Genomic DNA, 24,605 nt, shown 5'->3' on the forward strand with positions numbered 1-24,605 from the left:
CGCCCTGCCATCGCCAGCCGCTGCCGATCCGGGTGCCATGGCTGACACCGACCCGGCAACGCTGGTGCGGCAGGAGAATCAGCGTCTGGCGGCCCTGGGCACCGGCCTGCGCCTGGAGATCCGCCAGCAGCGGCTGGGTCTGCGCGGGCCCCTGCCCTGCCCGAAGGGCACGGCGGCGCGGCCGGTGCAGCGCATCAGCCTGGGGCTGCCGGCCACCGGTGCCGGCGTGACCGCCGCCCTCGAGCAGCTCCACCGGGTGCGGCAGTCGGTGGAGAAGGGAACCTTCCGCTGGGAGCCCTGGCGGCGGCGCCCGCCCGCTGCGGCGGCCCCTGCCCCTGCCCCTGCCCTGGAGATGGCTCAGGCGGTGGTGCCCCCTGAGGCTGGGGAACTGCTTCCCCTCCTGGCCGGCTTCGAGGCGGCCTTCTTCGCCGATCCCCGCCGCCGCCGCCGGCCCGCCGGCAGCCGCAGCACCTGGAGCGGCGCCTACCGGCCCTACCTGCGGCGTCTGGCGGCGGTGGCCGCCGCGTCGGGGTCCTCACCGGCGGCGGTCGACGCTCCTCTGCTGGAGCGGGTGCTGGAGACCTACCCCCTGGCCAGCCGCAGCCGCCAGCAGTGCGGCATCGCCCTCGGGGCCCTCGCCCGCCACCTGCAGCTGCCCCTGCCGGCCGACTGGAGCGAGCGCAGCGGCGGCTATGGCCTGCATGTGGCCCGGTTCCGGGGTCTGCCCAGTGATGCCCGCATCCTCGAGCTGGTGGAGGCCATCCCCAACCCCCGCTGGCGCCTGGCCTATGGCCTGATGGCCACCTACGGCCTGCGCAACCACGAGATCTTCTTCTGCGATCTCTCCGCCCTGGCGCCGGGGGGCGACCGGGTGCTGCGGGTGCTGCCCACCAGCAAGACCGGGGAGCACCAGGTGTGGCCGTTCCAGCCCGACTGGGTGGAGCACTTCGGCCTGGAGGGCCTGGGGGAGGGCGGCGCCGAGTTGCCCCGGGTGTGCACCGATCTGCGCCGCACCACCCTGCAGCAGGTGGGCCGGCGGGTGGCGGAGCAGTTCCGCCGCTATGGGCTGCCGATCACCCCCTACGACCTGCGCCACGCCTGGGCCGTGCGCACCATCCACATCGGCCTGCCCGACACGGTGGCGGCCCGGATGATGGGCCACTCGGTGGCAATCCACACCCGCACCTACCACCACTGGATCACGCGGCGCGACCAGCAGCAGGCGGTCGACACCGCCCTGGCCCGCCTGCGGGCCTCCTGAGGCGCGGGGCCGCCCGGGTCGCCAGGGGTTCCGCCAGAGTGCCTCAAACGAACACCGCTACCGATGACGGCGATCGCTTCAACGACCCCAGCGGCTCCGGACGAGGCGTTGGCGCTGGATCGCCAGGCCGAGGAACTGGGCCCGGGGGGGGATCTGGCCCCCGAAGGGGACCAGGAGGCCTATCGGCGCCGCATGCAGCGTCGCCGCGAGGTTCAGCAGCAACGGGTGGGAGAGCGGAACCTGGAGAAGGGCCTGGTGCTCGTCTTCACCGGTGAGGGGAAAGGGAAGACCACCGCCGCCCTGGGCCTGGTGCTGCGCACCCTGGGCCATGGCGAGAACGTGGCGGTGGTGCAGTTCATCAAGGGGGGCTGGCAGCCGGGGGAGGCCAGGGCTCTGGAGCGCTTCGGCGAGGCGCTCCACTGGCATGCCCTGGGCGAGGGCTTCACCTGGGTGACCCAGGACCGGGAGCGGGATCGCCAGCTGGTGCAGAGCGCCTGGGAACGATCCTGTGCCTACCTCGCCGACGCCGACCGCAAGCTGGTGGTGCTCGATGAGATCAATGTGGCCCTCAAGCTGGGCTATCTCGCCCCCGACCAGGTGCTGGCAGGTCTCGCCCTGCGCCCACCCCTCACCCACGTGGCCCTCACCGGCCGCGGCGCCCCGCCGGCCCTGCTGGAGCGGGCCGACCTGGTCACGGAGATGAAGGCGGTGCGCCACCCGTTCCGGGAGCAGGGGGTGAAGGCCCAGGCTGGGATTGAGTTCTGAGATCTCAGCCTGAGGCCACCGGGATCAGCCCAGGTCGGCCCGCAGCCGGGCCAGGCTGCACACCAGCACCGACAGCCCGCTGACCAGCAGGGCGCGGTGCACTTCCGGCTCGCCCCAGAACCCGGGGCTGCCGCTGGCCCGATCCATGGCTGACAGCGTCAGGCGGGCCATCACGTCGCTGCTGCGGGGTCCGGGCTGGTCGCGGGCCATGGCGGTGCTCCTTTGGGGCAGTGAAGCGGGTGAAGGAGCGGCGGGCAACCTGGTGGCGCCGCGGGGAGGGTTGCTACTGTTCGGCCGATCGCATGAGCCGATGGCCTACAGGCGCGTTCTCCTCAAACTCAGCGGTGAAGCGCTGATGGGGGGCCAGGGGTATGGGATCGATCCCGCCATCGTTCAGTCGATCGCCAAGGATGTGGTCGAGGTGGTGGCCGGGGGCACCCAGTTGGCCATCGTGGTGGGTGGCGGCAACATCTTCCGGGGCCTCAAGGGTTCGGCGGCGGGGATGGACCGGGCCACGGCGGACTACGTCGGCATGCTGGCCACGGTGATGAATGCCATCACGCTGCAGGACGGGCTTGAGCGTGTCGGTGTGCCGACCCGCGTTCAGAGCGCCATCTCCATGCAGGAGGTGGCCGAGCCCTACATCCGCCGCCGGGCCATCCGCCACCTGGAGAAAGGAAGGGTGGTGATCTTCGGGGCTGGCTGCGGCAACCCCTTCTTCACCACCGACACCACCGCTGCCCTGCGGGCCGCCGAGATCAACGCCGATGTGATCTTCAAGGCCACCAAGGTGGACGGGGTCTACGACAAGGACCCCGCCAAGCATGCCGATGCGGTCCGCTACGAGACCCTCACCTTCCTGGACGTGCTCAGCGGCGAGCTCGAGGTGATGGACAGCACCGCCATCGCCCTGTGCAAGGACAACGCCATTCCGATCGTGGTCTTCGACCTGTTCGGCTCGGGCAACATCGGGCGGGCCGTCGCCGGTGAGCCCATCGGCACCCGCATCGTGCCGGCGCCCCCCCGCTGACCCCTCTCCCTCCGCCCTTCCCCTGCCATGGATCTCGAAGCCAGCATGCGCAAGTCGGTGGAAGCCACCCAGCGCACCTTCAACACCATCCGCACCGGTCGGGCCAACCCTTCCCTGCTCGACAAGCTGACCGTGGAGTACTACGGGGCCGACACGCCGCTCAAGTCGCTGGCGACGATCTCCACCCCTGACGCCCAGACGATCCAGATCCAGCCCTTCGACAAGGGCTCCATGGCGCTGATCGAGAAGGCGATCGCCATGAGTGATCTGGGCCTGACCCCCAACAACGACGGCCGCCTCATTCGCATCAACATCCCGCCCCTCACCGAGGACCGCCGCAAGGAGCTCTGCAAGCTCGCGGCCAAGTACGCCGAGGAGGGCAAGGTGGGTCTGCGCAACCTCCGCCGTGAGGGCGTCGACCGGATCAAGAAGCAGGAGAAGGACGGGGAGCTCTCCGAGGACCAGAGCCACGACGAACAGGAGAAGGTCCAGAAGCTGACCGATCGCTACATCGCCGAACTGGAGAAGAAGCTGGCGGAGAAGGAAGCCGAGATCCTCAAGGTGTGAGCCAGCCCGCCCATGCCGATGTGATCGTCGTGGGTGCCGGGGCGGCGGGCGGTGCGGCGGCCTTCCACCTGGCGGCCCGTGGCCGCCGCGTCATCCTGCTGGAGGCCCAGGCCCCGGGACGGTCCAAACCCTGCGGTGGCGGCATGGCCGCCTCGGTGCAACGCTGGTTCCCCTTCGATCTGGCCCCCAGCGTCGACCAGGTGATCCGCCGGGTGCGGTTCACCTGGTGCCTGGAGGATCCAGTGACGGCGGAGCTGCCGGGCGCGGCCCCCTTCTGGATCGTGCGCCGCAGCGTGCTCGATGCCTTCCTGGCCGAGCAGGCCGTCCAGGCGGGCTGCGACCTGCGCCATGGCTGCAGGGCCGAGCGGATCGAGCGTTGCGCCGATGGCCTCTGGGAGGTGTCGGTTCCAGGCGAGGGTCCGCTGCGGGCCAGGGCCGTGGTGATCGCCGATGGCTCCGGTTCCCGGTTCGCGGCGCCCCTCGGCCTGGGCCCGCCCCGTCCCCGCTTCGCGGCCACCGTTTCGGTGGAGGTGGCGGCGGATCCGGATCCCGCCGACATGGCCCGCTTCGAGTTCGGCTTGGTGCACCATGGCTTCTGCTGGGTGTTTCCCCGCAAGGGCGGCTACAGCATCGGTGTAGGCACATTCGTCGGCCAGCAGGAGGCCGACAGCGGAGCGGTGCTCTCCTCCCTGTTGCCCAGCCTCGGGCTGCCAGCGGATGCCGGTGATCGGCGTCACGGCCAGCTGCGGCTCTGGAACGGCCACCATGCCTTGCATGGGCCGGGCCTGGTGGCGGTGGGCGATGCCGCCTCGCTCTGTGATCCCTTCCTGGCCGAGGGTCTGCGCCCGTCGCTGCTGAGCGGTTGCGAAGCGGCCGCAGCCCTCGATCGCTGGCTGGATGGCGAGGGCCCTGCCCTGGAGCACTACAGCCTGCGCATGCGCGAGGCATGGGGCGATTCGATGGCCTGGGGCAAACGCATCGCCCAGGTGTTCTACCGGGTGCCCCGGGTGGGCTACCAGCTCGGCGTCAAACGCCCCACCGCCCCCCAGCGCATCGCCCAGATCCTTTCCGGCGAGATGGGTTATGGGGAGATCGCCCAGCGGGTGATCCGGCGGTTGCTGTTCCAGCGGGGCTGAGCGGTTTCAGGTGCGGGGCACACCCTTGATGTCCCGCAGGCGCTGGTCGATCGAACCCAGCAGCTCGATGGCGAACATGGGCGCCTCCTGGACGGCGAACAGGAACTTTTCCCGGTTCATCACCAGCAGCCGGCAGGCGGTGAGGGCCGTGGCGTGGCCGTAACGGCGGTGTTCCGCCGTGGCCAGGGCTCCGGCTCCGAAGACGTCGCCGGCCTGGATGTCCTCATGGCCCGCGTCAGCGTTCCAGCTGAGCCGCACCGTTCCCTCCAGCAGGCCAAACATGCAGTCGCCGGATTCGCCGGCACTGAAGATGACGGAACCGGCCTCGACATCCCTCACCTCACCCTTGTAGGCGAGGGCGCGCATCGTGTCGAGAGCATGGACGGTGTGGGTCATTCGTCAGAGGGTGGGTTGCCCATCTTTGCCCATCAAGGTGAACATCTGATCAAGGAATGGGGCCCTGAGCGGACGTTCAGCGGCTGATTGCCAGCGGAGCTCCCAGGCCGCCGCGCACATCCTCGGGTGCCAGGCGACCGTCGTTGTCGGTGTCGAGGGCATCGAAGACGGCATCGCTGCCGAGCCATTCCTCGCGGGTGATGCAGCCGTCACCATCGAGGTCGTTGAGCAGGAAGATCTCATGCACCGCATGGGTGAAGGCGGCTCCGCCCTCGATCACCGCCAGCCTGTGGGCCAGCTGACCTTCCAGGGTCTCGATGGCCTTGGTGAAACCGCGGATGCCCTCATCGAGCTTTTCGCTGGCCATGGGATCGGCCGCCATCATCGTGCGGAAGGTGGCCTCGTCGACGTGGAACCTGGCCTCGGTCGCGCCGGGACGGGAGGGATCAAGACGCCGTTCCAGGTGCTGCTCGCTCTGCCGCAGCTGGTCCATCAGGGCCGGGGAGATGGTGAGCAGATCGCAGCCCGCCAGTTCGACGATCTCGTCGATGTTGCGGAAGCTGGCGCCCATCACCTCGGTGCCGTAGCCATAGGTCTTGAAGTAGTTGAAGATCCGCGTCACCGACAGCACGCCGGGATCTTCGGCTCCGGGGTAGCTGTCGCGTCCGGTGGATTTCTTGTACCAGTCGAGGATGCGACCCACGAAGGGGGAGATCAGGGTGGCGCCCGCTTCGGCGCAGGCCACGGCCTGGGAGAAGCCGAACAACAGGGTGAGGTTGCAGTGGATCCCTTCACGCTCGAGAACCTCCGCCGCCTTGATCCCCTCCCAGGTGGAGGCGATCTTGATCAGCACGCGGTCGGTGCCGATGCCGGCCTGGGCGTAGAGGCCAATCAGCTTGCGGGCCTTGGTGATCGTGGCCTCGGTGTCGTAGCTCAGGCGTGCATCCACCTCCGTGGAGACCCGGCCCGGCACGATCTTGAGGATCTCCTTGCCGAAGGTGACGCTGATCTCGTCAATGGCCTCGCGCACCACGTCCTCGGCGGGGGCCGCCGCGCCGATCACCTCACGGGATTCGCGCAGGGAGCGGTCGATCAGGTCCTGGTAGGCCGGAATCTGGGCCGCCGCCAGGATCAGGGACGGATTGGTGGTCGCATCCCGCGGCGTGAACTGGCGAATCGCCTCAATGTCGCCGGTGTCAGCCACGACCACGGTCATGGCGGCCAGTTGTTCGAGCAGGTTGGCCATCGTGGAACGGCGTCGGGAGGGAGGTCGTCAGGACCAGACGCTAGCCATGGCCCCCCTGGGCGAGGCAGCGGGGTTGTGGGAATGAGGACAGGGCCGGGCCTCAGGACGGCGTGGCTCGTCGGGGCCCGCTGACGATCGGCTGGCTGGGGGGCACCTTCTCGATCACGAGCAGGGCTTCGGCGATCTGGCGGGCCACCGGCAGGGCCACGGTGGAGCCGTAGGCGTTGCCGCCCTGGGGCTCGTCGACCACAACCAGCACCACATAACCGGGATCGTCCCCCGGCAGGATCGCCACGAAGCTGCAGATCCTGGCCCCGGGGATGTACACGCCGTTCCGTGCCTTCTGGGCCGTACCCGTCTTGCCGGCGATGCGGTAACCGGGGATCTTCATCCCCTTGCCGTTCTCGACCACCGTTTCCATCCAGTTGACAACGGTGCGGGTGACCCCTGGATCCAGCATCTTCACGCCCGTCGGGGCTGTGGCGCTGGCCAGGGCATCACCGGATCGCAGACCTCGGGTGATGTGGGGGCTCACCAGCCGGCCGCCGTTGGCGAGCATCCCGTGCAGCTGGAGCAGCTTGAGGGGGGTGAGGGAGAAGCCCTGGCCGAAGGCGGCGACCGCCGGTTCGATCGGCGCCGATGTGAACTCCTGGCGGCTCTTCAGCTGGCCCGCCACGGCTCCCGGCAGATCCGTGTCCGGCATCTCGTCGATGCCGAAGGCCCGCAGCCAGTGCCAGAAGCGATCCCGCTTCACCTGGGACATGGCCTTCACCATCGCCACGTTGCTGGACACCTGCAGCACCGTGGGGAAATCGATCAGGCCGTTGGCGCGGCGGTCGTGGTTGAAGATCGGCCAGCCGCCGATGCTCAGCTGCCCCACGTCGTTCACCTTGTCGCCAGGACGGATCGCTTTCTCCTGCAGCGCCAGGGCCAGATTGATGGGCTTGAAGGTGGAGCCGGGCTCGTAAAGGTCCTGCACCGACCATTCCCGGAACAGGGCGGGGTTGTACTTCCAGAACCTGTTGGGGTCGTAGCTGGGGGTGGAGGCCAGGGCGAGGATCTCGCCGTTGCGGGCATTCATCACCAGGGCGGCGCCCTGCTTGGCCCTCCATTGCTTCACCTGCTTGCCCAGCGCCTGCTGGGCCACCTGCTGCAGACGGGCATCGAGGGTGAGCTGCAGGCGCAGGTCGTCGCCATACAGCGCCCCGGCCTGCAGGCCATCCGGCAGGGGGGTGCCATCGGCGCCGCGGCGCATGCTCATCGTCACCTCATGGCGACGCAGGTCCCGGTCCCGGCTCTGCTCCAGACCCGCCTGGGCGACCCGCTCCAGGTTGAGAAAGCCCACCACGTTGGCGAACAGCTGACCCTGGGGGTAAACCCGTTGCGGGTAGGCCTCCAGATCGATGCCGCTGATGCCCAGTTCCCGCACCCGATGGGCCGTTTCCGGGTCCAGTCCGGTGGCGAGCTTGACGCCGCTGCGGCGGCTGCCAATGGTTTGCAGCAGCTCTCCGGGCGGCTGCGCCAGCACCTTGGAGAGTTCCCGTACGACGTCGGCGGGTGGGCGGATGTTCTGGGGTTCGTCACCCGGCAGGTTGAAGTAGCGCGGATGGGCCCAGAGGGTGAAGCGCTCCTCGTCGAGGGCCACCAGCCGGCCCATGCGGTCAACGATGGTGCGCCGCTTGCCGATGGGGGTGATCGCCTGGGTCTGGATGGCCCTGGCCCTGGCCTGGAGAGCCGGCGCCTGCACCACCTGGAGCCAGGCCAGGCGTCCCGCCAGCCCGACCAGGGCCGCGCAGAGCAGCAGATAGACAGCCAGCATCCGGCCGGTGGGGATCGGCTGGATCTCGACCACCCGCCGCGTCCCCGCTGTCTTGCTCCGGCGTCCGCTCGTCTTGCCGGAAGCGGCCTGGCCGCCGGCGTCGAAAGACCTCGAACGGAAAGGAGAAGGCATCAATAGCCGGCCGGGATGGCGCGCAGCTGGAAGCCGGCGAGCAGGGGCAGGGAGGCGCGGGGCCGGTTGCTGCGCGGCTCCGGCAGGTGGATCAGTTTGTCGCTGCTGGTGGGCTCCAGCAGACCGGGCCGCCGGACCAGGCTGAGGTGGTGCTGTTCGAGCAGGGCGGAAGACTCCTGCATGCGGTGCTCCAGGGTCTTGGAGGCCTGCAACTGGCCGAAACTGCTGGCCCACTGGTTCTGCCAGTGGAGGGTGAGGGCACTCAGGCCGAGCATGGAGAGCCCCAGTCCCAGCAGGGCTCCGCTGCTGATCCGATGCAGACCGGCCAGCCAGGGCGCCTGCCGTTCAATCTTGCGCGCCGAAAGCGACCCCTCGATCAGATGCAGGGGCCTCAGTCTTGGCGAGGGATTCTGGCTGCGTGGGGCGGGGGAGGCGGCCAAGGGACCTGGAAGGCACTGCGCAAGTGAACCACCCCAGGGGGGCGCCAGCAAGCGGTGTCAGTCGGCGAGAAAGAGGAGATTCATGAAGGTCAGCCCATTCCAGAGGGCATGCATCAGAACGGCCGCGCCCAGTCGGCCGCTGCGCCACCGCAACCAGCCGAGGCCGAGGCCGAGCACGAACAGGGGCGCCAGCTCCGCCAGGCTCAGGTGGGCGATCGCGAACATGGCGGCACTGAGGATCACGGCTCCGGCGCCACCGAGCCTCTGCCCCGCCACCGGCAGCAGCACGCCCCGGAACAGAACCTCCTCGAACAGGGGGGCCACCACCAGGGCGGTGAGGGCGAAACAGGAGAGGGCCAGGGGATCGGCGCTGGTCAGCACGAGGTCCAGCAGCGGATTGCTCCCGCCTGGGTCGCTCCAGACCCTGTCGATGACCCAGCTGGAGGCCGTCACCACCGGCAGCACCATCAACAGGCTGACGAGGGCACCGCTGACGGCGGACCGGGCCGGCCGCCACTGCCATTGCAGCCAGCCCCCCACAGGAGTGGGGGTTCGGCGCGGCAGCATCAGGGCGAGCAGCAGCAGGGGCACCGCCATCAGGGCCGCGTAGAGCACCAGCACCTCGAGGCCCTGGCTGAGGGCCCTCGGTGTGGCCAGGCGCTCCAGGGCGATCTGGAGCGGCGGCTGCACCACGACCGGGACAACGACCTCCCCGAGCACCACGAACCCGCCGGCGATCAGCAGGGTCACATCGACGGGGCTCAGGGGTGGACCCAGCAGCGGCGGCGCGGCCGGGAGCCGATGACGCCACGCCATCCAGCCCTGGCGCAGCAGAAGGATGACCCCCGTCAGCAGAAACAGGGCCGGCAGGGCGGTCACCGCCAGCAGCCTCAACAGCAATCCCAGGGACCGCTCCTCCGCCGGACAGGTCCCCGGGTCCCCCGGCAACTGTTCGCAGACCAGCTGCTGCACCATCAGCGGCGCTGACCAGGGGGCCAGCAGCTCCTGCCGTCGCCGGGCGTCCACGGAGCGTCCGGCAAGCAGGACGTCGATCAGGGGGCGCCGCTCGGCGTCCACCTGGGTGGCCAGGGCCCCCAGTTCCGTCCCATCGACCAGGGCCGCAGGGTCCGCCTCGGAGCGCTCCAGCAGGGCCAGTTCGAGGCGGCGCAAGGCCAGCGGCGGTTCTTCGGAGGCTTCCATCTGCCGCCTCAGCTCCAGCTTCAAGTCCTGGCGGGGAGCTTCCCCGGCCAGGAGCGGCCGCAGGCCCGGCGGGACAGCCTCGGCCGCCAGGGCCCCCAGTTCCAGCTGCCGCAGGCTGAGGGAGTCCACCACTGACGGCCGCTCCAGGCTGTCGATCAGCCCCCCCACCCACAACAGGGCGCAGAGGGCCAGGCTGAGCAGGGCCAGCAGGCTCTTCCAGCCCGGCGGAGCGGCGGGGGGTCCGGATCGGGAAGGGGTTCCGTTCAAACGGACCACCTCGGCGGCAAGGGCAGCTGATTCTCCCCTGCCCCCTGTCTCTGGCCGCTCCCATACGATGGCCGGGCCTGCGCCACAAGCACCGTGCCCCTTCGCATCGTGCTGGTCCGCCATGGGTTGAGCAGCTTCAACCTGGAGCACCGCATCCAGGGCCGTGACGACCTCTCCAACCTCACCGAGGAGGGGCAGCTCCAGGCCTGTCGCACGGGCGAGGCCCTCGCCGAGCTGCCGTTCCATGCCGTCTACAGCTCCCCCCTGCAGCGGGCCAGCGCCACGACGGCGGCCCTGCTCGCCAGCCATGGCTCGCCGCTGAGCCCCCTCTTCGACGACGATCTGCTGGAGATCGACCTGGCCCCCTGGAGCGGCTTGCTGCGCAGCGAGGTGCGGGCCTTGGACCAGGAGCAGGAGCGCCGCTGGCGCGAAGCCCCCGAGACCATGGAGCTGCAGCGCGCTGACGGCAGCCGTTTTCTGCCGGTGCCCGAACTTCTGCAGCAGGCGGGCCGGTTCGCCGCTCGGCTGCTGGAGCGCCATGGCGACGACGACACCGTGCTCGTGGTGGCCCACAACGCCATCCTGCGCTGCCTGGTGCTGCATCTGCTCGGGCTGCCGGCCAGTGGTTTCCTTCGCCTCAGGCTCGACAACGCCTCCATCTCGGTGCTCAACCTGGTCCGCGGCGAGGGCGGACGCCCGGCGGTGCAGCTGGAATCCCTCAACGGCACAGCCCACCTGGGCACGGCCCTGCCGCCGGCCGGAGCGGGCTGCCGGCTGCTGCTGGTGCGCCATGGCGAGACCGACTGGAACCGGGAGGGCCGGTTCCAGGGCCAGATCGACATCCCCCTCAATGCCCACGGCCTGGCCCAGGCCGAAGCGGCACGGGCCTTCCTGGCCCCGATTCCGCTGCAGCGCGCCTACAGCAGCGACATGGCACGCCCCCTGCGCACCGCCGAGGTGATCCTGGGCTCCCACCCCGGGGTACCCCTCACCACCAACCGGGGTCTGCGGGAGATCGGCCATGGCCTCTGGGAGGGCCGGCTGGAGAGCGAGATCTCCGCCGGCTGGCCCGATCTCCTGGCGGCATGGAAGCGCAGCCCGGAAACGGTGCAGATGCCGGAAGGTGAGACCATCGTCGAGGTTTGGGACCGGTCCCTGGCGGCCTGGAACCACATCGCTGCCGGGCTGGGGCCCCAGGAGACGGCCCTGGTGGTCGCCCATGATGCGGTCAACAAGACCATTCTCTGCGCCTTGCTCGGTCTTTCCCCCGGCGACATCTGGACCGTGAAGCAGGGCAACGGCGGTGTCACCGTGATCGATTACCCCCAGGGGGCCACGGCAACGCCGGTGGTGACCGCCCTCAACCTCACCGCCCATCTGGGCGGAGTGATCGACCGCACGGCCGCCGGCGCCCTCTAGCCGCTCCACTCCCCCCGAGGCCCCTGCCATGGTCCGTCAGCTGCTGATCCGCGGGGTCCATCTGCTGGAATCCCCAGGCCGGCCGCCACGGCGGGCCGACGTGCTCCTGGAGCAGGACTTGCTGGTGGCGATCGATCCGGATCCGGCCGCCTTCCCGGAGGCGGCAGGCGCCAGCGTCGACGGCGACGGCTGCTGGTTCGGCCCGGCGCTGGTGGATCCCCACAGCGTGCTGGAGGTGCCCCTGCAGGGGAGGGCGGAAACCCTGGCCAGCCTTGGGGCCGCCGCCGCCGCCGGTGGCTACGGCACCGTGGCCCTGCTCCCCTGGGCCCCCACCTGGCGGGACCGCCCCGATCGGCTGGGCTGGAGCTGGCCCGAGCCCCTGCAGTTGCTCCCCTGGGGCAGCTTCAGCGTCGATGGCCTCGACCGGGAGCTGGCCCCCCACGCCGACCAGCTGGCGGCCGGAGCCTGCGGTCTGGCGGCCGGGGCGACCCTGCCGCCGATCGACCTGCTGGAGCGGGGCCTGAGGCTCGCTGAGATGGGGGACCGGCCCGTGCTGCTGCCGCCCCGGGACCGGTCCCTGGCCCAGCGGGGCTTTGTGCGGGAGCGGGTGGAGGCCCTGCGGGCGGGTTGGCCCCTCGACCCTCCCGGCAGTGAAACCCTCCCCCTGGAGACCCTGCTCACCCTGGCCGGCGACCTGCCCAGCCTCCAGCTGCGGCTGATGAACGTCTCCACCGCTGAAGCCGTGGCGCGTCTGCGGCGCGAGGCCCTCCCTGCGATGGCGTCCGTGTGCTGGTGGCATCTGGTCGCAGACAGCGGTGGCCTCGATCCGGCCGATGACGGCTGGCTGCTGGAGCCCGCCCTGGGGGGACCGGCCGACCGGCGGGCCCTGATCGATGCCCTCGCCGATGGCGTCATCGGGGCCGTTGCGGTCCACCACGTGGCCCTTGATGCCGAGGAGGAGCTGCTGCCCCTGGATCAACGCCGCCCTGGCGTGGCGGGCCACGGCCTGGTGCTCTCCCTGCTCTGGGAGGAGTTGGTGGGGCGCCAGGGTTGGCGGGCGGAGCAGCTCTGGCAGGCGCTCTGCTGGGGACCCGCCCGCTTCCTGGGGCGGCCCCAGCCCGTGCTGGCCCCGGGCACGCGCCAGTGGCTGCTGTTTGATCCTGGCCATGCCTGGCGTTGGGCCGACGCACCGCCTGGCTCCCTGGCGGCCAACCGGCCCTGTCGGGATCGTCAGCTGCAGGGACGGGTGATCGCCACAGGGCTCAGCGATCCAGCTGGTTGGGTTCTGGCAGCGGGCCCGCCGAACTGAACGGGAAGAAACGCCAGAAGGCCCGGCCGATCAGCTCGGATTCGGGCAGCAGCGGTCCGCCGGGCCAGAAGCGGGCATCCCAGCTGTTGGCCCGGTTGTCGCCCATCACCACCAGATGGCCGGCGGGCACCACCACATCGAGGGTGCGGCAGGGGCCGACCCCCTGGCGATCGACGGGGCAGTAGTTGCGGACGTAGGGCTCGTCGAGGGGGCGGCCATTGATCGTGACGCGGCCGCGGGGATCGGCCACCACCCGCTCCCCGGGCAGGGCGATCACCCGTTTGATGTAGGCGTCGCAGGCCGGTTGCTGGAGGCCCGGCACGGAACCGATCAGGGGGAGGTTGACCAGCAGACAGCGCAACCCACCGGGCTTGGTCGGTCCGGTGAGGATCGGATCGAAGTGGTAGGGGGAACGGAACACCACCACCTCGCCGCGCTTGGGGGGGCGTTGTCGGAAGGTGAGCTTTTCCACCAGCAGCCGGTCCTGCAGTTGCAGGCCCGGAAGCATGGAGCCGGAGGGGATGTAGCGGGCCTCGAGCAGGAACTGGCGGATCCCCAGGGCCACCGCCAGGGTGATCAGGACACTGCGCCAGAAGGCCCAGGGGCTTTCCTGCTGCGGTTCTGAGTGGGGCTGCGGCTCATCGCGAGCGCCGTCGTCGACCTGGGGATCCGAGGGGCTCAAGGGGTTCGTGCGGCAGGTTCGGTGGTCGGGAGGCAGATTAGGCACGCACCCGCCCGCCGCGTCCCCGATGGCACGCCCACGCTGGCACCAGACCCTGGCCCTGCCCTCCAGTGGCCTGGGCCGCCGCTGGGATCGCTTCGTGGCGCTCTGGGCCGCCCTGAATCTGCTGTGGGTGGCGTTTGACGTCACCTACATCCCCTTGCGTACCTTCTGGCTGCAGCGCAACCTCTACCCGCTGGCGTCGGTGCCCCTGGTGGTGCCGCTCACCTTCATCCCCGACATCACCCCCTGGGTGGATCCGATCAAGGGGATCGAACCCCACCGAGAGACCCAGGCCTACCAGGCCCAGTTCGCTCGCCTGGATGCGGCCCTGCGCCAGGGGCCCCCTGGGCCGCCCAGCCCTGCCCAGGAAAAGCTCCTGGCGGAGCAGGTGCGGCTCACCGTTGAGATGATTGATTCCAACCCGATGCTGGCCTCGGGTACCTCCGGCACCCTGGAGAAGATCAAGAACCGCCTGCGTCAGCGCGCCGACAAGGACTCGGCCAAGCAGGCGGCGGCGGTGCTGCTGAGTCCCTCTTGGATCGCCTCCCATCCCTGGGACCAGGAGCGGTTGTTCTGGCGCCAGCAGGTGCTGCCCCTGGTGGCCACCACCTACTGGCGCTCGATCGATGAGAACGGGCGCCCCACCGACCATTTCTGGCGCTACGACCTGATCCTGTTCCAGAGCGTCTTCGCCCTGGACATCCTGCTGCGGGCCTACCGCCTGCGTCGCCGCCTGCCGGGCCTGAGCTGGAACCGGGCCCTGCTGCGGCGCTGGATCGACCTGCCCCTGCTGCTGCCCTTCTGGCGCCTGCTGCGGGTGGTGCCGGTGCTGGAGCGGCTGCACACCAGCGGGCTGATCACCATCGAGCCGATCCGGGCCGTCATCAGCCGCGGCGTGGTGGCCCTGCTGGCGGTCGAGCTGTTCGAGGTGCTGGCGCTGCAGCTGATCGATGGTCTGCAGCAGCTGATCCGCTCGCGCCGCTGGCCGATGCGGATCCGGGCCCTGCGCAGCCATCAGACCGTGGTCAGTAACGATGAGCGGGAACTGGTGGAACTGGTGCGGATCTGGGGCCCCCTGCTGCTGGTGCGGGTGGCGCCGCGCCTGGCCCCCGAGCTGCAGGGGGTGCTGGGCCATGCCCTGCAGCAGAGCCTCCAGAACGCCATCGTGCCGCCGGGTCTGCGCCAGCTCCAGCCCCTGCTGCAGGTGGAGAAGGGGCTCTCCCGCCAGCTGGCCGGGGGGATGGTGGACAGCCTGCTCGACCTCACCCGCAGCACCGGTGAGCGCCTCAGCCGGCGCGATGACCAGCAGCTGGAGCTGCTGCAGCGCTTCATCGACCGCTTCTGGGAGGAACTGGCCGAAGCCCTGGAGAGCGGACCGGCCCTAGAACGCTCCCAGCAGTTGCTCTGCACCTTCCTCGAGGAGTTCAAGGGCACCTACCTGAGCCAGATCAGCCGGGCCGGCATCGAAGGGCTGATCGAGGAGCTTGACCAGCTGATGGTGAAGGGAACCCAGGGGCCGGGCGAAGGCAACGACCCGGCCTAGGCGAACAGCTCCTGCCATTCCTCGGGGCGGAATCCGGTGACGATCCGCCCCGAGGCCGTGACCAGAAAAGGACGCTTGATCAGGCGCCCATCGGCGGCAAGGGCCGCCAGGGCCGTGGCCGTGTCCATCGCCTTCACCGTGGCGGCGCCCAGGGCCCGGTAGCTCTGGCCACTGGTGTTGAACAGCCGGCCGAAACCACCCAGCTGGCGGTGGGCCTCGCTGAGCAGCTCCAGGGACGGGGGGCTGGTGGTGATGTCGATGGCCTCGAACGGGATCTGCCGATCCCGCAGCCAGGCCAACGCTTTGCGACAGGTGCTGCAGCCGGCGTAATGAAAGAGGCGATGGACCGCCTGATCAGCCATTGAGGCTCACTTACGGCCGACGAGCGCCTTGAGGGCGCCGATCAGGCTGTTGGAGCCCTTGCCCACGCCGGAGTCCGGCTTGGTGCGGATGGTGACGTTCCCATTGACGGTGGTGCGGCAGCTCAAGCGGTAGCTGGAGGGACGATCCGCCAGGTAGACCTCCTCGACGTCGCTGCGGGGGGACAGGTTGCGGGCCCCCTCCACCACTTCCACCACACAGGTGCCGCACTGGCCGAGGCCGCCGCAGTTGTTGAGGTTGTTGAGGCCCGTGTAGGGATTCACCCCGGCGTCAAGGGCCGCCTTGCGCAGATTCGCCCCTTCAATGCAACCAACCTGCTGGCCTTCCTTTTCGAAACGGATGGTGGGCACGGTCGATCGTGGGTAGGGGGCGCCGCCCAACTTAGGCCACACCCCGTCCCAACGATCCCACTTTCGTTGCCTTGGGCAAGGATCATGGCCTTGGGATTGGATCGGGACGGTCGGGAGGGGCTGCCTACGATGGGCAGGTTGCCAGCAGACCTTGCTCTCCTCCGACCCCGCCCCGGCCCGGCAAGGCACCTACGACCTGGTGGTGCAGCAGCTGATCCCCGGCTACGCCAGCCTCGCTCGACTGTCGGTGGCGCTGCTGGCCTCCTCTCCCCTGGCGTCAAGGCAAGCGGCGGAGGTGCTGGTGGCGGGCTGTGGTACGGGGGCCGAGCTGCTGGAGGCTGACGCCCAGCGACCCGACTGGCGGCTCACAGCCATCGATCCATCGGCGGAGATGCTGGCGGTGGCCCGGCAGCGGCTGCAGAACCGGGGCCAGATCGACTGGTACCACGCCACGGTGGAGCAGCTGGGCGCCGAGGCCCGATTCGATGGCGCCCTGTCGGTGCTGGTGCTGCAGTCCCTCCCCGACGACGGCACCAAGCTGACCTTCCTGACCGCCCTGGCCCGCAGCCTCAGGCCCCAGGGGCAGCTGGTGCTCGTCGACCTGATGCGCCCAGAGCGCTCGCCCCTGTCTCCCCAGGTGGCCGAGGCCTGGCGTTGCTTCCAACAGGCCAGCGGCGTGGCTGGAGGGGCTGTGGATCCCACCGCCCAGATTCAGGGCTTCCACCCCATCGGCATCGCCCGTCTGACGGCCCTGGTGGAGGCCGCCGGCCTCAGCGATCCGGCGCCGTTTTTCCAGGCCCTGGACTTCCAGGGCTTTCTGCTACAGCGACGGGCCTGAAGCGCCGCTCGCTGGACTGCTGTTCGCCGGGCAGAAGGGGCCTGTCGGTGATCACCCCGGCCAGGGGGACAAGCACAGTCGCCAGTCCGAGCAGAAATCCGGCGATGGCTCCCAGGGGCTGGTCAAAGAGCAGGTCAGAGGACGCCTCCGCACTGTTGCCGTAGCCAGGGGATCTGGGTCCCGGACTGTCAGGCTCTTCGCTGGGTTCTGCGTCGCCCGTGGAGGGGCCCAGTGCGAAGCCATCAACGGGACTGGAAGGGGATGCCGCGTTGATCAGGGCATCCGGGACGGCCGGGGAAGGGATGGTTCCGCGATGGGAACCGGCGCGGGGAAAGGGTCGGGCGTGTTGGACGTGATCCATGCAGTCGTGCAGCGGACGGACCGGGGCACTCGACGGGAAACAAAGGATGTTTGGTTGATTCTGACACCGATCCGTCCGTTCTGCCCCCTGCCGGGCCTTCCGGACAGGGTTGCGGGACTCAGGCAGCCGGCCGTGACTGGGAGTGCTGCTGGCGGTGCAGGTGGAGGTCGGTGGGGGTGGCGTCGGCCCCATCGAGCCGGGCGCGGATCGCCCGCAGTTCCTCCAGGATCGAAGCCAGCAATTGCTGGGTGGCGGTGGAGGGGGAGTTGAGCACCTCCACGGTCACTTCTTTGATGCGCAGCACGTCGCGGGCGAAACGGGCCACCTCGTGGGGGTGAAAGACGAGGGGTTCCTTTTGGTCGCTGCGGTACTCGGGATTGAGTTTGCGGGGGTTGAACGGGGGGTTGAGGTTGCGGGGATCGGTGTTGGTGTAGCGATACACCGAGGCACGGGATCGGTTCAGGGAACGCTGCACCTCGTCAATGCCGATCAGGGTTTCGGCATCGGCGGCGGGCTCAGCCTGCAGCATTTGGGGCGGCGACAGAGGCTCTGACCGCTCCACCGAAGCAGCGGGGCCGCCCATGGAAGAGCCGGCCTGGGCAGGGTGAGCGAGCATTGAGACTGGTGTTGGACACGCTGGACTAGCGGCTGACCATAGCAGAGCTTTTTGCCTGCGGCTGACCCCACGCCACAGGGAAGCCCGTTGCGGCGACTCCGTCTTCGCCCCCTGCGCTGCCGGGCTCAGCGGGCCTGCGGTGATAGCGTCCAGCGCCGATCCTGACTTTCTCCATGCGCGTCTCCCGCCTGATGCTGGTGACGCTTCGGGACGACCCGGCCGAAGCGGAGATCATCTCCCACAAACTGCTGCTCCGGGCCGGCTACATGCGGCGGCTGGCGCCGGGGATCTTCGCCTACCTGCCCCTGCTCTGGCGGGTGCTCCAGAAGGTCTCCGCCATCGTCCGCGAGGAGATGGCCGCCGTCGACGCCCTCGAAACCCTGCTGCCCCAGCTCCAGCCCGCCGACCTCTGGCGCCGCAGTGGCCGCTGGGATGGCTACACCGCCGGGGAGGGAATTATGTTCCACCTGGTCGATCGCCAGGAGCGCTCCCTGGGGCTCGGCCCCACCCATGAGGAGGTGGTCACCGAGCTGGCGGCCGACCTGCTGCGCTCCTACCGGCAGCTGCCGGTTTGCCTGTATCAGATCCAGACCAAGTTCCGCGATGAGATCCGGCCCCGTTTCGGCCTGATGCGCGGTCGCGAATTCATCATGAAGGACGCCTATTCCTTCCATGCCGATGAGGCCTGCCTGCGGCGCACCTATGCCGCGATGGACGGGGCCTACCGGCGCATCTTCGAACGCTGCGGCCTGCGGGCCGTGGCGGTGGAGGCCGACAGCGGCGCCATCGGCGGTTCCGCCAGCCAGGAGTTCATGGTCACCGCCGAGGCCGGCGAAGACCTGATCCTGGCCAGTCCCGATGGCCGCTACGCCGCCAACCAGGAGCGGGCCGTCTCCTTGCCGCCGGCGGCGGTGCCCCTGGAGGCCGGCGTCTGCCGGTCCCTGGCCACGCCCGCCCAGAAGAGCATCGAAGATCTCTGCACTGCCCATGGCTTCGACCCCACCCAGACGCTGAAGGTGCTGCTGCTGCTGGCCCGTTTCGCCGCGGCGCCCCCGCGGGGGGTGCTGGTGTGCCTGCGGGGCGACCAGCAGCTCAACGACGTCAAGCTGGCCAACGCCGTGACGGCCCGCTGTCCCGATGCCGGAGCCCTGCTGGAGATCGTGCCGTTGCTGGCCGACCATCTCTGGGACGCCGTGCCTTTCGGCTTCCTTGGTCCCCATCTGGAGGATCCGGCCCTGCGCCACGGCGAAGCCCCCGGCAAGGCGGTTCCACTGCTGCGCCTGGCGGACTCCTCTGCCGCCGAACTCGAGGCCTTCGTCTGCGGTGCCAACCGCAGCGATGAGCATCTGGTGGGGGCGCGCTGGGGTGAGATCTGTCCGGTCCCTGAGGTGGAGGACCTGCGATCGGCCCAGCCTGGAGACCGCTGCCTGCACGATCCCTCCCAGCGGCTGGAGGCGGCCCGAGGCATCGAGGTGGGCCACATCTTCCAGCTGGGCCGAAAGTATTCCGAGGCCCTGGAGGCCCGCTTCACCAACGAGGCCGGTAACGAGGAGCCCCTCTGGATGGGCTGCTACGGCATCGGTGTCTCGCGGCTGGCCCAGGCCGCCGTGGAGCAGCACCACGACGCCGACGGGATCCGCTGGCCCGTGGCGATCGCGCCCTACACGGTGATCATCGTGATCGCCAGCAGTCAGGATCCGGTGCAGGTGGCCCTGGCCGAGGAGCTCTACAGCCGTTTGCTGAAGGCCGGAATCGACGTTCTGCTCGATGACCGCCCCGAACGGGCCGGGGTCAAGTTCAAGGACGCTGACCTGATCGGCATCCCCTGGCGGCTGGTGGTGGGCCGTGGCGCTGGGCAGCGCACGGTGGAGCTTGTGGACCGCAGCGGCGACACGGGCAAGCGCGAGCTGAGCGCCGACGCCGCCCTCGAGCACCTGCTCGGGCTGCCGGGTGCATCCCCGTAGGATTTATCCAGACGCCGTTCCTCCCTTGGTCGCCCTTCTGCGCCGCAGCCTGCTCCGTCCCCTTCTGGCCCTCGGCCTGTGTCTCTGCCTCGGACTGAGCGGCTGCAGCCAGGCCCCCGGCGGCCTCAGCGGCAACTACGTCGATGACACCGTCAGCGTGGCCCAGACCCTGCTGACCACCATCGCCCTGCCCCAGGAGGACCCCGCCCGCCAGGAGGCGGAGCTGCAGGCCCGGCAGTTGATCAACGGCTACACCGCCCTTTACCGGCCCCGCCAGGACATCCACGCCCTGGCCTCCTTCACTACCATGCAGACCGCGGTCAACGGACTGGCGGCCCACTACGCCGGCTACGCCAACCGCCCCCTGCCCGATGCCCTGCGCAGCCGGCTGGAGAAGGAGTTTAAGAAAGCTGAAGCGTCCGCGGTGCGCGGGGCCTGAACCTTTGACGAAGGGGGCCCCGATCTGAGAAGCTCTCCCCTTGTGCTTAGAAGCGGCTACGGGCCGCTGTTTCCTTGGCCAATGTTGTCGTCATCGGTGCGCAATGGGGTGACGAAGGGAAAGGCAAGATCACCGATCTGCTGAGTCGCTCCGCCGATGTCGTGGTCCGCTATCAGGGCGGGGTCAACGCCGGGCACACCATCGTCGTCGAGGACCGGGTCCTCAAGCTCCACCTGATCCCCTCGGGGATCCTCTATCCGGACACCATCTGCCTGATCGGATCGGGGACGGTGGTGGATCCCAAGGTGATGCTGGGCGAGATCGACACCCTGCTGGAGCTGGAGATCGACGTCTCCGGGCTGAAGCTCGCCTCCACGGCCCACGTCACGATGCCGTACCACCGGCTGCTGGATCTGGCGATGGAGCAGCGCCGGGGCGACCGCCGCATCGGCACGACGGGGCGGGGCATCGGCCCCACCTATGCCGACAAATCCCAGCGCAACGGCATCCGGGTCATCGACCTGCTCGATCCGGACTGCCTGCGCGATCGCCTGCTCGGCCCCCTCGCCGAGAAGAACGACCTGCTCGAGAAGGTCTATGGCGTCCCCGGCCTGGATGCGGACGCGGTGATCGAGGAGTACGCCGCCTACGGCCGCCGGCTGGCCCCCCACGTGGTGGATTGCACCCGCACCATCCATGAGGCGGCCCGGGCCCGCAAGAACATCCTCTTTGAGGGCGCCCAGGGCACCCTGCTGGATCTCGACCACGGCACCTATCCCTACGTCACCTCCTCCAATCCCGTGTCGGGGGGCGCCTGCATCGGCGCCGGCGTGGGCCCCACCCTGATCGACCGGGTGATCGGTGTGGCCAAGGCCTACACCACCCGGGTGGGCGAAGGACCCTTCCCCACCGAACTGGAGGGCAGCCTCAACGACCACCTCTGCGACCGCGGCGGGGAGTTCGGCACCACCACCGGCCGTCGTCGCCGTTGCGGTTGGTTCGATGGGGTCATCGGCCGCTATGCGGTCCAGGTGAACGGCCTAGACTGCCTGGCGATCACCAAGCTCGATGTGCTCGATGAGCTGGACGAGATCCAGGTGTGCGTGGCCTACGAACTCGATGGCCGCCGCATCGACCACTTCCCCAGCAGCTCCGACGAGTTCGCCCGCTGCCGTCCGGTGTTCAAGAGCCTGCCGGGCTGGCAGTGCTCCACGGCCGATTGCCGTGCCCTGGAGGATCTGCCCCCCACCGCCATGGCGTACCTGCGCTTCCTGGCCGAGCTGATGGAGGTTCCGATCGCCATCGTTTCCCTCGGTGCCCAACGGGATCAGACGATCGTGGTCGAGGATCCGATCCACGGCCCCAAGCGGGCCCTGCTCAGCGTCTGAGCCCAAGTCTCCGCCTCCCCATCCCCCCTGTCGCCCCTCCCTTTGACAAGCACCCCCAAGCGCTTCGACGTCGTCGGCATCGGTAACGCCATCGTTGATGTCCTTGTCCAGGCCGATGACGCCCTGCTCGAGGCCCACGGCCTCACCAAGGGCACCATGGCCCTGGTGGACGAATCCCAGGCCGAACGGCTCTACGCCAGCCTTGGTGCGGGCCTCGAGACCTCCGGGGGATCGGCGGCCAACACCCTGGCCGGCATCGCCCAGCTGGGCGGCCAGGCGGGGTTCATCGGCCGGGTCCGGGACGACCAGCTCGGGGCGATCTTCGCCCACGACATCCGGGCCGTGGGGGCCAGCTTCGAGACCCCCCCGGCCAGCAGCGGACCCTCCACCGCCCGCTGCCTGATCCTGGTCACCCCCGATGCCCAGCGCACCATGTGCACCTACCTGGGGGCGTCGGTGGGCCTGGATCCCGCCGACCTCGATCTGGAGATGGTGCGTCAGGCCAAGGTGCTGTATCTGGAGGGCTACCTCTGGGACAGCGAGGAGGCCAAGCGCGCCTTCATCGCCGCCGCCGAGGTGATGCGCGCCAGTGGCGGCGAGGTGGCCCTTTCGCTCTCCGACGCCTTCTGCGTCGAGCGCCACCGCCAGAGTTTCCTGGAGCTGGTCGACGGCCACGTCGATGTGCTGTTCGCCAACGAGACGGAAATCACGTCCCTCTACGGGAGCGATAGCTTTGAAGCGGCCGCCGACCAGGTGCGGGGCCGCTGCAAGCTGGCGGCCCTCACCCGCAGCGAGCGGGGCTCCCTGCTGTTGAGCGGTGATACCACCCTGGCGATCGAACCGTTCCGGCTCGGCCCTTTGGTGGACACCACCGGCGCCGGCGATCTCTATGCCGCCGGCTTCCTCTACGGCCACACCAGGGGGGAGAGCCTGGAGCGCTGCGGTCAGCTCGGTTCGCTCTGCGCCGGCCAGGTGGTCACCCAGCTGGGTCCGCGTCCCCAGGCTTCATTGCCGGAGTTGGTGGCCCGCCACCTGGGCTGAGCGGCAGCTGCTCGAGCAGCCAGCGGCCATAGGGGCCATCGCTGCTGGCCTGCCAATGGATCCACTCCGGTGTGTCGTAGCTGTGCAGCTCCCCCAGGTTGCGGCGCAGCTCCTCAAGCTTCCCGGGGCTCGTCTTGAGCAGCAGCTGCACCTCCTCACTCCGCTCCAGCTGCCCCTGCCAGCGGTAGAGCGACTCCACCGGGTGCAGGCTGGCGCAGGCCACCAGGCCCCGCTCCAGCAGTGCCAGGGCCAGGGCCTCGGCCCGCTTCCGGTCGGCTTCGGTGGTGAGCACCAGGCTCACGGGGATGGGGTCGGTCTCAGGCATGGGGGCCACTCTGGCCGAGGCGTTGCAGCAGGTCCCGCAGCGGCAGGGCTTCCGCCTGGCCAGGCTCCGGCGGGCGCTCCAGGAGCAGCCGCCGCAGGCCCAGTTCGGCGCAGATGCGGTGCCACTGGGCTTCGTTGGTGCCGCCGGAGCGGCGGCACAGCACCGCTTCAATGCACCAGAGGCGGCAGAGGGCCCGCTCGATGCGGCCGTCGCCGCTGGGCCGCAGGGGGGCCAGCCGCTGGGCCGGGATCCCGGTGGCCAGGGCCAGCGCCAGGGCCTCGCCGTGGGGCAGCAGGCGGGCGTGGTGCAGGGCCTGCGGCGCGGCCGCCACGGCCTCGCCCAGGCGGCGGGCGCCGATGGCCAGCAGCAACCGCTCGCCTGGCCGGCAATGGGCGCCCAGGCTGGCCACATCGCCCAGGACCACGGCGCCTGCGGGATTGAGATCGGGTCGCTTCAGCCGCAGCAGGGGCTGCCCCTGGGCAGGGCAGGTGAGGGCGAGGGCGGCGCTGATGCGGGTGGCGAAGGGGTGGGTGGCGTCGATCACCCAGGTGTAGGGCTCGCCCCGGCGTCGGGCCTCGACCAGTTCGGCGGCCACCCCCGCCTCCGGCCCCTCCGAGGCGCCGATCGCCCCCACCGCCAGCTCCAGCTGGGGGTGGGCGCCGTAGGCCAGGGCGGCGGGCCGGCTCACCAGGGACACCTTCAAACGCCAGCCCCCAGCCAGCAGCTGTCGCGCCAGAGAGGGACCCTCCCCGGTGCCGGCGATCAGCCAGATCCTGCCGCCGTGGGGAGGATGCTTCAAGATGATGCCTCCCATCGGTTGGTGCCGGCGTGAATCACTGCTTGCTGGAGGTGGAGGTTCTGGAGGCGCCCCAGGTGCGCTACACCCAGGACAGCCAGACGCCGGTGGCCGAAATGGCTGTGCAGATCGAGGGCCTGCGGCCCGATGATCCCCCGGGCCAGCTGAAGGTGGTGGGCTGGGGAAATCTCGCCCAGGACCTCCAGAACAGGGTTCAGGTGGGTCAGCGGCTTGTCCTCGAGGGGCGGCTGCGCATGAACACCGTCACCCGGCAGGACGGGGTCAAGGAGAAGCGGGCCGAATTCACCCTGGCGCGGCTCCATCCCCTCACTCCCGGCGCGGCTGTCCCCCAGGCCCAGAGCCAGTCCCCAGCGCCTGCCCCCCAGCCGGCACCCCGGCCAGCCGCTGGCTCAACGACCCCAGCGCCGCGCCGCGCGCCGGCCCCGGCCGCTTCACGCCCCGCCAGCGTCGCGCCGGCCGAGGCGGCCGCGCCTGTCTGGGACACCTCCCCGCTGGTGCCCCTTGGCGACGACGACGACATTCCCTTCTGATTCGGGCCCTGATCCGGGTTCAGAGCCGTTCGCCGGCCTGGTCGATCAGCTGGCCCAGCTCCCTCTCCAGGGCCGCCAGATCCAGTCGCCATGGGCTCCAGCGGCCGCTGTCGAGCTGGCGCAGCAGCCAGAGCCGGTCCTCTCCCAGCTGAGAGAGGAGTTCGGCCGTCGAAGGGGCTTCGGTCGCGCTCCAGGGGGTGCCGCCGGCAGCACCTGAATCCTCGCTGCTGCCGGTGGGGGCGTCGCTCTGGTGGTCGGGATGGCTGGCCATGGGGCTGGCGGACGGCCTTGTGGGGCTCCA

General features: G+C 69.9%; 27 protein-coding genes. 14 read left to right on the forward strand and 13 right to left on the reverse strand.

Features of this window, described 5'->3' with window-relative positions; translation table 11 throughout:
• Positions 1-37: 37 nt before the first annotated feature.
• Entirely contained in the window at positions 38-1,261 is a 1,224-nt protein-coding gene (locus KBZ12_RS05570; RefSeq protein WP_254956890.1) for a site-specific integrase, read from the forward strand.
• Positions 1,262-1,324: 63 nt separating this feature from the next.
• The gene (gene cobO, locus KBZ12_RS05575; RefSeq protein WP_254956891.1) at positions 1,325-2,026 is read left to right on the forward strand and encodes a cob(I)yrinic acid a,c-diamide adenosyltransferase; all 702 of its coding nucleotides are present in this window, start codon (positions 1,325-1,327) and stop codon (positions 2,024-2,026) included.
• Positions 2,027-2,050: 24 nt separating this feature from the next.
• Here cobO and KBZ12_RS05580 read toward each other — a convergent pair whose 3' ends face one another.
• Positions 2,051-2,236 (reverse strand): hypothetical protein, encoded by a 186-nt coding sequence (locus KBZ12_RS05580; RefSeq protein ID WP_254956892.1) that lies wholly within the window; start codon positions 2,234-2,236, stop codon positions 2,051-2,053.
• Between the two features lie 100 nt (positions 2,237-2,336).
• Here KBZ12_RS05580 and pyrH point away from each other — a divergent pair, with 100 nt between their 5' ends.
• Genes pyrH through KBZ12_RS05595 form a run of 3 tightly spaced genes read left to right on the forward strand, consistent with a single transcriptional unit; the run spans position 2,337 to position 4,759 of the window.
• The gene (gene pyrH, locus KBZ12_RS05585; protein WP_254956978.1) at positions 2,337-3,056 is read left to right on the forward strand and encodes a UMP kinase; all 720 of its coding nucleotides are present in this window, start codon (positions 2,337-2,339) and stop codon (positions 3,054-3,056) included.
• 27 nt (positions 3,057-3,083) lie between these two features.
• Positions 3,084-3,623, forward strand: coding sequence for a ribosome recycling factor (gene frr / locus KBZ12_RS05590; protein WP_254956893.1), 540 nt, complete (start codon positions 3,084-3,086; stop codon positions 3,621-3,623).
• Positions 3,620-4,759, forward strand: a complete 1,140-nt coding sequence (locus KBZ12_RS05595) for an NAD(P)/FAD-dependent oxidoreductase (RefSeq protein WP_254956894.1) — start codon at positions 3,620-3,622, stop codon at positions 4,757-4,759. The genes frr and KBZ12_RS05595 overlap by 4 nt, the downstream gene beginning before the upstream one ends.
• Positions 4,760-4,765: 6 nt before the next feature.
• Here KBZ12_RS05595 and KBZ12_RS05600 read toward each other — a convergent pair whose 3' ends face one another.
• The 5 genes from KBZ12_RS05600 to KBZ12_RS05620 all read right to left on the reverse strand — a co-directional run bounded on the left by KBZ12_RS05600 (position 4,766) and on the right by KBZ12_RS05620 (position 10,268).
• Positions 4,766-5,155, reverse strand: a complete 390-nt coding sequence (locus tag KBZ12_RS05600) for a Crp/Fnr family transcriptional regulator (RefSeq protein ID WP_254956895.1) — start codon at positions 5,153-5,155, stop codon at positions 4,766-4,768.
• A 76-nt stretch (positions 5,156-5,231) separates the two neighbouring features.
• Complete coding sequence (locus tag KBZ12_RS05605) at positions 5,232-6,401, reverse strand: transaldolase (RefSeq protein ID WP_254956896.1); 1,170 nt, start codon at positions 6,399-6,401, stop codon at positions 5,232-5,234.
• A gap of 100 nt (positions 6,402-6,501) precedes the next feature.
• A complete protein-coding gene (locus tag KBZ12_RS05610) occupies positions 6,502-8,352 on the reverse strand; it encodes a peptidoglycan D,D-transpeptidase FtsI family protein (RefSeq protein ID WP_396100685.1) in 1,851 nt (616 codons plus the stop codon).
• On the reverse strand, positions 8,352-8,792 hold the full coding sequence (locus KBZ12_RS05615; RefSeq protein ID WP_254956897.1) for a hypothetical protein: 441 nt from the start codon (positions 8,790-8,792) through the stop codon (positions 8,352-8,354). The genes KBZ12_RS05610 and KBZ12_RS05615 overlap by 1 nt, the downstream gene beginning before the upstream one ends.
• 57 nt (positions 8,793-8,849) lie before the next feature.
• The gene (locus KBZ12_RS05620; RefSeq protein WP_254956898.1) at positions 8,850-10,268 is read right to left on the reverse strand and encodes a CPBP family intramembrane glutamic endopeptidase; all 1,419 of its coding nucleotides are present in this window, start codon (positions 10,266-10,268) and stop codon (positions 8,850-8,852) included.
• A gap of 84 nt (positions 10,269-10,352) precedes the next feature.
• On the opposite strand from KBZ12_RS05620, the gene KBZ12_RS05625 reads away from it, so the two are divergent.
• On the forward strand, positions 10,353-11,678 hold the full coding sequence (locus tag KBZ12_RS05625) for a histidine phosphatase family protein (protein WP_254956899.1): 1,326 nt from the start codon (positions 10,353-10,355) through the stop codon (positions 11,676-11,678).
• 28 nt (positions 11,679-11,706) lie between these two features.
• Positions 11,707-12,987 (forward strand): dihydroorotase, encoded by a 1,281-nt coding sequence (locus KBZ12_RS05630; RefSeq protein ID WP_254956900.1) that lies wholly within the window; start codon positions 11,707-11,709, stop codon positions 12,985-12,987.
• Here the strand turns inward: KBZ12_RS05630 and lepB are convergent.
• The gene (lepB, locus tag KBZ12_RS05635; RefSeq protein WP_254956901.1) at positions 12,941-13,669 is read right to left on the reverse strand and encodes a signal peptidase I; all 729 of its coding nucleotides are present in this window, start codon (positions 13,667-13,669) and stop codon (positions 12,941-12,943) included. The genes KBZ12_RS05630 and lepB overlap by 47 nt on opposite strands.
• A gap of 67 nt (positions 13,670-13,736) precedes the next feature.
• On the opposite strand from lepB, the gene KBZ12_RS05640 reads away from it, so the two are divergent.
• Positions 13,737-15,254, forward strand: coding sequence for a hypothetical protein (locus KBZ12_RS05640; protein ID WP_254956902.1), 1,518 nt, complete (start codon positions 13,737-13,739; stop codon positions 15,252-15,254).
• On the opposite strand, the gene KBZ12_RS05645 is transcribed toward KBZ12_RS05640, so the two are convergent.
• A complete protein-coding gene (locus KBZ12_RS05645; RefSeq protein WP_254956903.1) occupies positions 15,251-15,616 on the reverse strand; it encodes a Spx/MgsR family RNA polymerase-binding regulatory protein in 366 nt (121 codons plus the stop codon). The two genes, KBZ12_RS05640 and KBZ12_RS05645, sit on opposite strands and share 4 nt — an antisense overlap.
• 6 nt (positions 15,617-15,622) lie before the next feature.
• Entirely contained in the window at positions 15,623-15,985 is a 363-nt protein-coding gene (locus tag KBZ12_RS05650; protein ID WP_254956904.1) for a 2Fe-2S iron-sulfur cluster-binding protein, read from the reverse strand.
• Between the two features lie 151 nt (positions 15,986-16,136).
• Here KBZ12_RS05650 and KBZ12_RS05655 point away from each other — a divergent pair, with 151 nt between their 5' ends.
• The gene (locus KBZ12_RS05655; protein ID WP_254956905.1) at positions 16,137-16,823 is read left to right on the forward strand and encodes a class I SAM-dependent methyltransferase; all 687 of its coding nucleotides are present in this window, start codon (positions 16,137-16,139) and stop codon (positions 16,821-16,823) included.
• 479 nt (positions 16,824-17,302) lie between these two features.
• Here the strand turns inward: KBZ12_RS05655 and KBZ12_RS05660 are convergent, their stop codons facing one another.
• The gene (locus tag KBZ12_RS05660) at positions 17,303-17,713 is read right to left on the reverse strand and encodes a hypothetical protein (RefSeq protein ID WP_254956906.1); all 411 of its coding nucleotides are present in this window, start codon (positions 17,711-17,713) and stop codon (positions 17,303-17,305) included.
• 260 nt (positions 17,714-17,973) lie between these two features.
• Between KBZ12_RS05660 and KBZ12_RS05665 the strand changes: the two genes are divergently transcribed.
• From KBZ12_RS05665 to KBZ12_RS05680, 4 genes are all read left to right on the forward strand, one after another.
• Entirely contained in the window at positions 17,974-19,764 is a 1,791-nt protein-coding gene (locus KBZ12_RS05665; protein WP_254956908.1) for a proline--tRNA ligase, read from the forward strand.
• A gap of 25 nt (positions 19,765-19,789) precedes the next feature.
• The gene (gene psb27, locus KBZ12_RS05670) at positions 19,790-20,203 is read left to right on the forward strand and encodes a photosystem II protein Psb27 (RefSeq protein WP_254956910.1); all 414 of its coding nucleotides are present in this window, start codon (positions 19,790-19,792) and stop codon (positions 20,201-20,203) included.
• 74 nt (positions 20,204-20,277) lie between these two features.
• Positions 20,278-21,591 carry an adenylosuccinate synthase gene (locus KBZ12_RS05675; RefSeq protein ID WP_254956911.1) on the forward strand — a complete coding sequence of 438 codons (1,314 nt, stop codon included), beginning with the start codon at positions 20,278-20,280 and terminating at the stop codon, positions 21,589-21,591.
• A gap of 42 nt (positions 21,592-21,633) precedes the next feature.
• Positions 21,634-22,632, forward strand: coding sequence for an adenosine kinase (locus KBZ12_RS05680; protein WP_254956912.1), 999 nt, complete (start codon positions 21,634-21,636; stop codon positions 22,630-22,632).
• Here the strand turns inward: KBZ12_RS05680 and cutA are convergent.
• Both cutA and KBZ12_RS05690 read right to left on the reverse strand, forming a co-directional pair.
• Positions 22,568-22,957: a divalent-cation tolerance protein CutA gene (gene cutA / locus KBZ12_RS05685; RefSeq protein ID WP_254956913.1), complete on the reverse strand. Its 390-nt coding sequence runs from the start codon at positions 22,955-22,957 to the stop codon at positions 22,568-22,570. The genes KBZ12_RS05680 and cutA overlap by 65 nt on opposite strands.
• Positions 22,950-23,756 carry a precorrin-6A/cobalt-precorrin-6A reductase gene (locus tag KBZ12_RS05690; RefSeq protein WP_254956914.1) on the reverse strand — a complete coding sequence of 269 codons (807 nt, stop codon included), beginning with the start codon at positions 23,754-23,756 and terminating at the stop codon, positions 22,950-22,952. The genes cutA and KBZ12_RS05690 overlap by 8 nt, the downstream gene beginning before the upstream one ends.
• 29 nt (positions 23,757-23,785) lie before the next feature.
• Between KBZ12_RS05690 and KBZ12_RS05695 the strand changes: the two genes are divergently transcribed.
• Positions 23,786-24,304 (forward strand): single-stranded DNA-binding protein, encoded by a 519-nt coding sequence (locus KBZ12_RS05695; protein WP_254956915.1) that lies wholly within the window; start codon positions 23,786-23,788, stop codon positions 24,302-24,304.
• A 19-nt stretch (positions 24,305-24,323) separates the two neighbouring features.
• Here KBZ12_RS05695 and KBZ12_RS05700 read toward each other — a convergent pair whose 3' ends face one another.
• A complete protein-coding gene (locus tag KBZ12_RS05700; RefSeq protein ID WP_254956917.1) occupies positions 24,324-24,575 on the reverse strand; it encodes a hypothetical protein in 252 nt (83 codons plus the stop codon).
• Between the last annotated feature and the right edge of the window lie 30 nt (positions 24,576-24,605).

Origin of the sequence: Cyanobium sp. Cruz CV13-4-11 (genome assembly GCF_024346055.1) — a bacterium.
In the GTDB taxonomy this organism is placed as follows: domain Bacteria; phylum Cyanobacteriota; class Cyanobacteriia; order PCC-6307; family Cyanobiaceae; genus Cyanobium.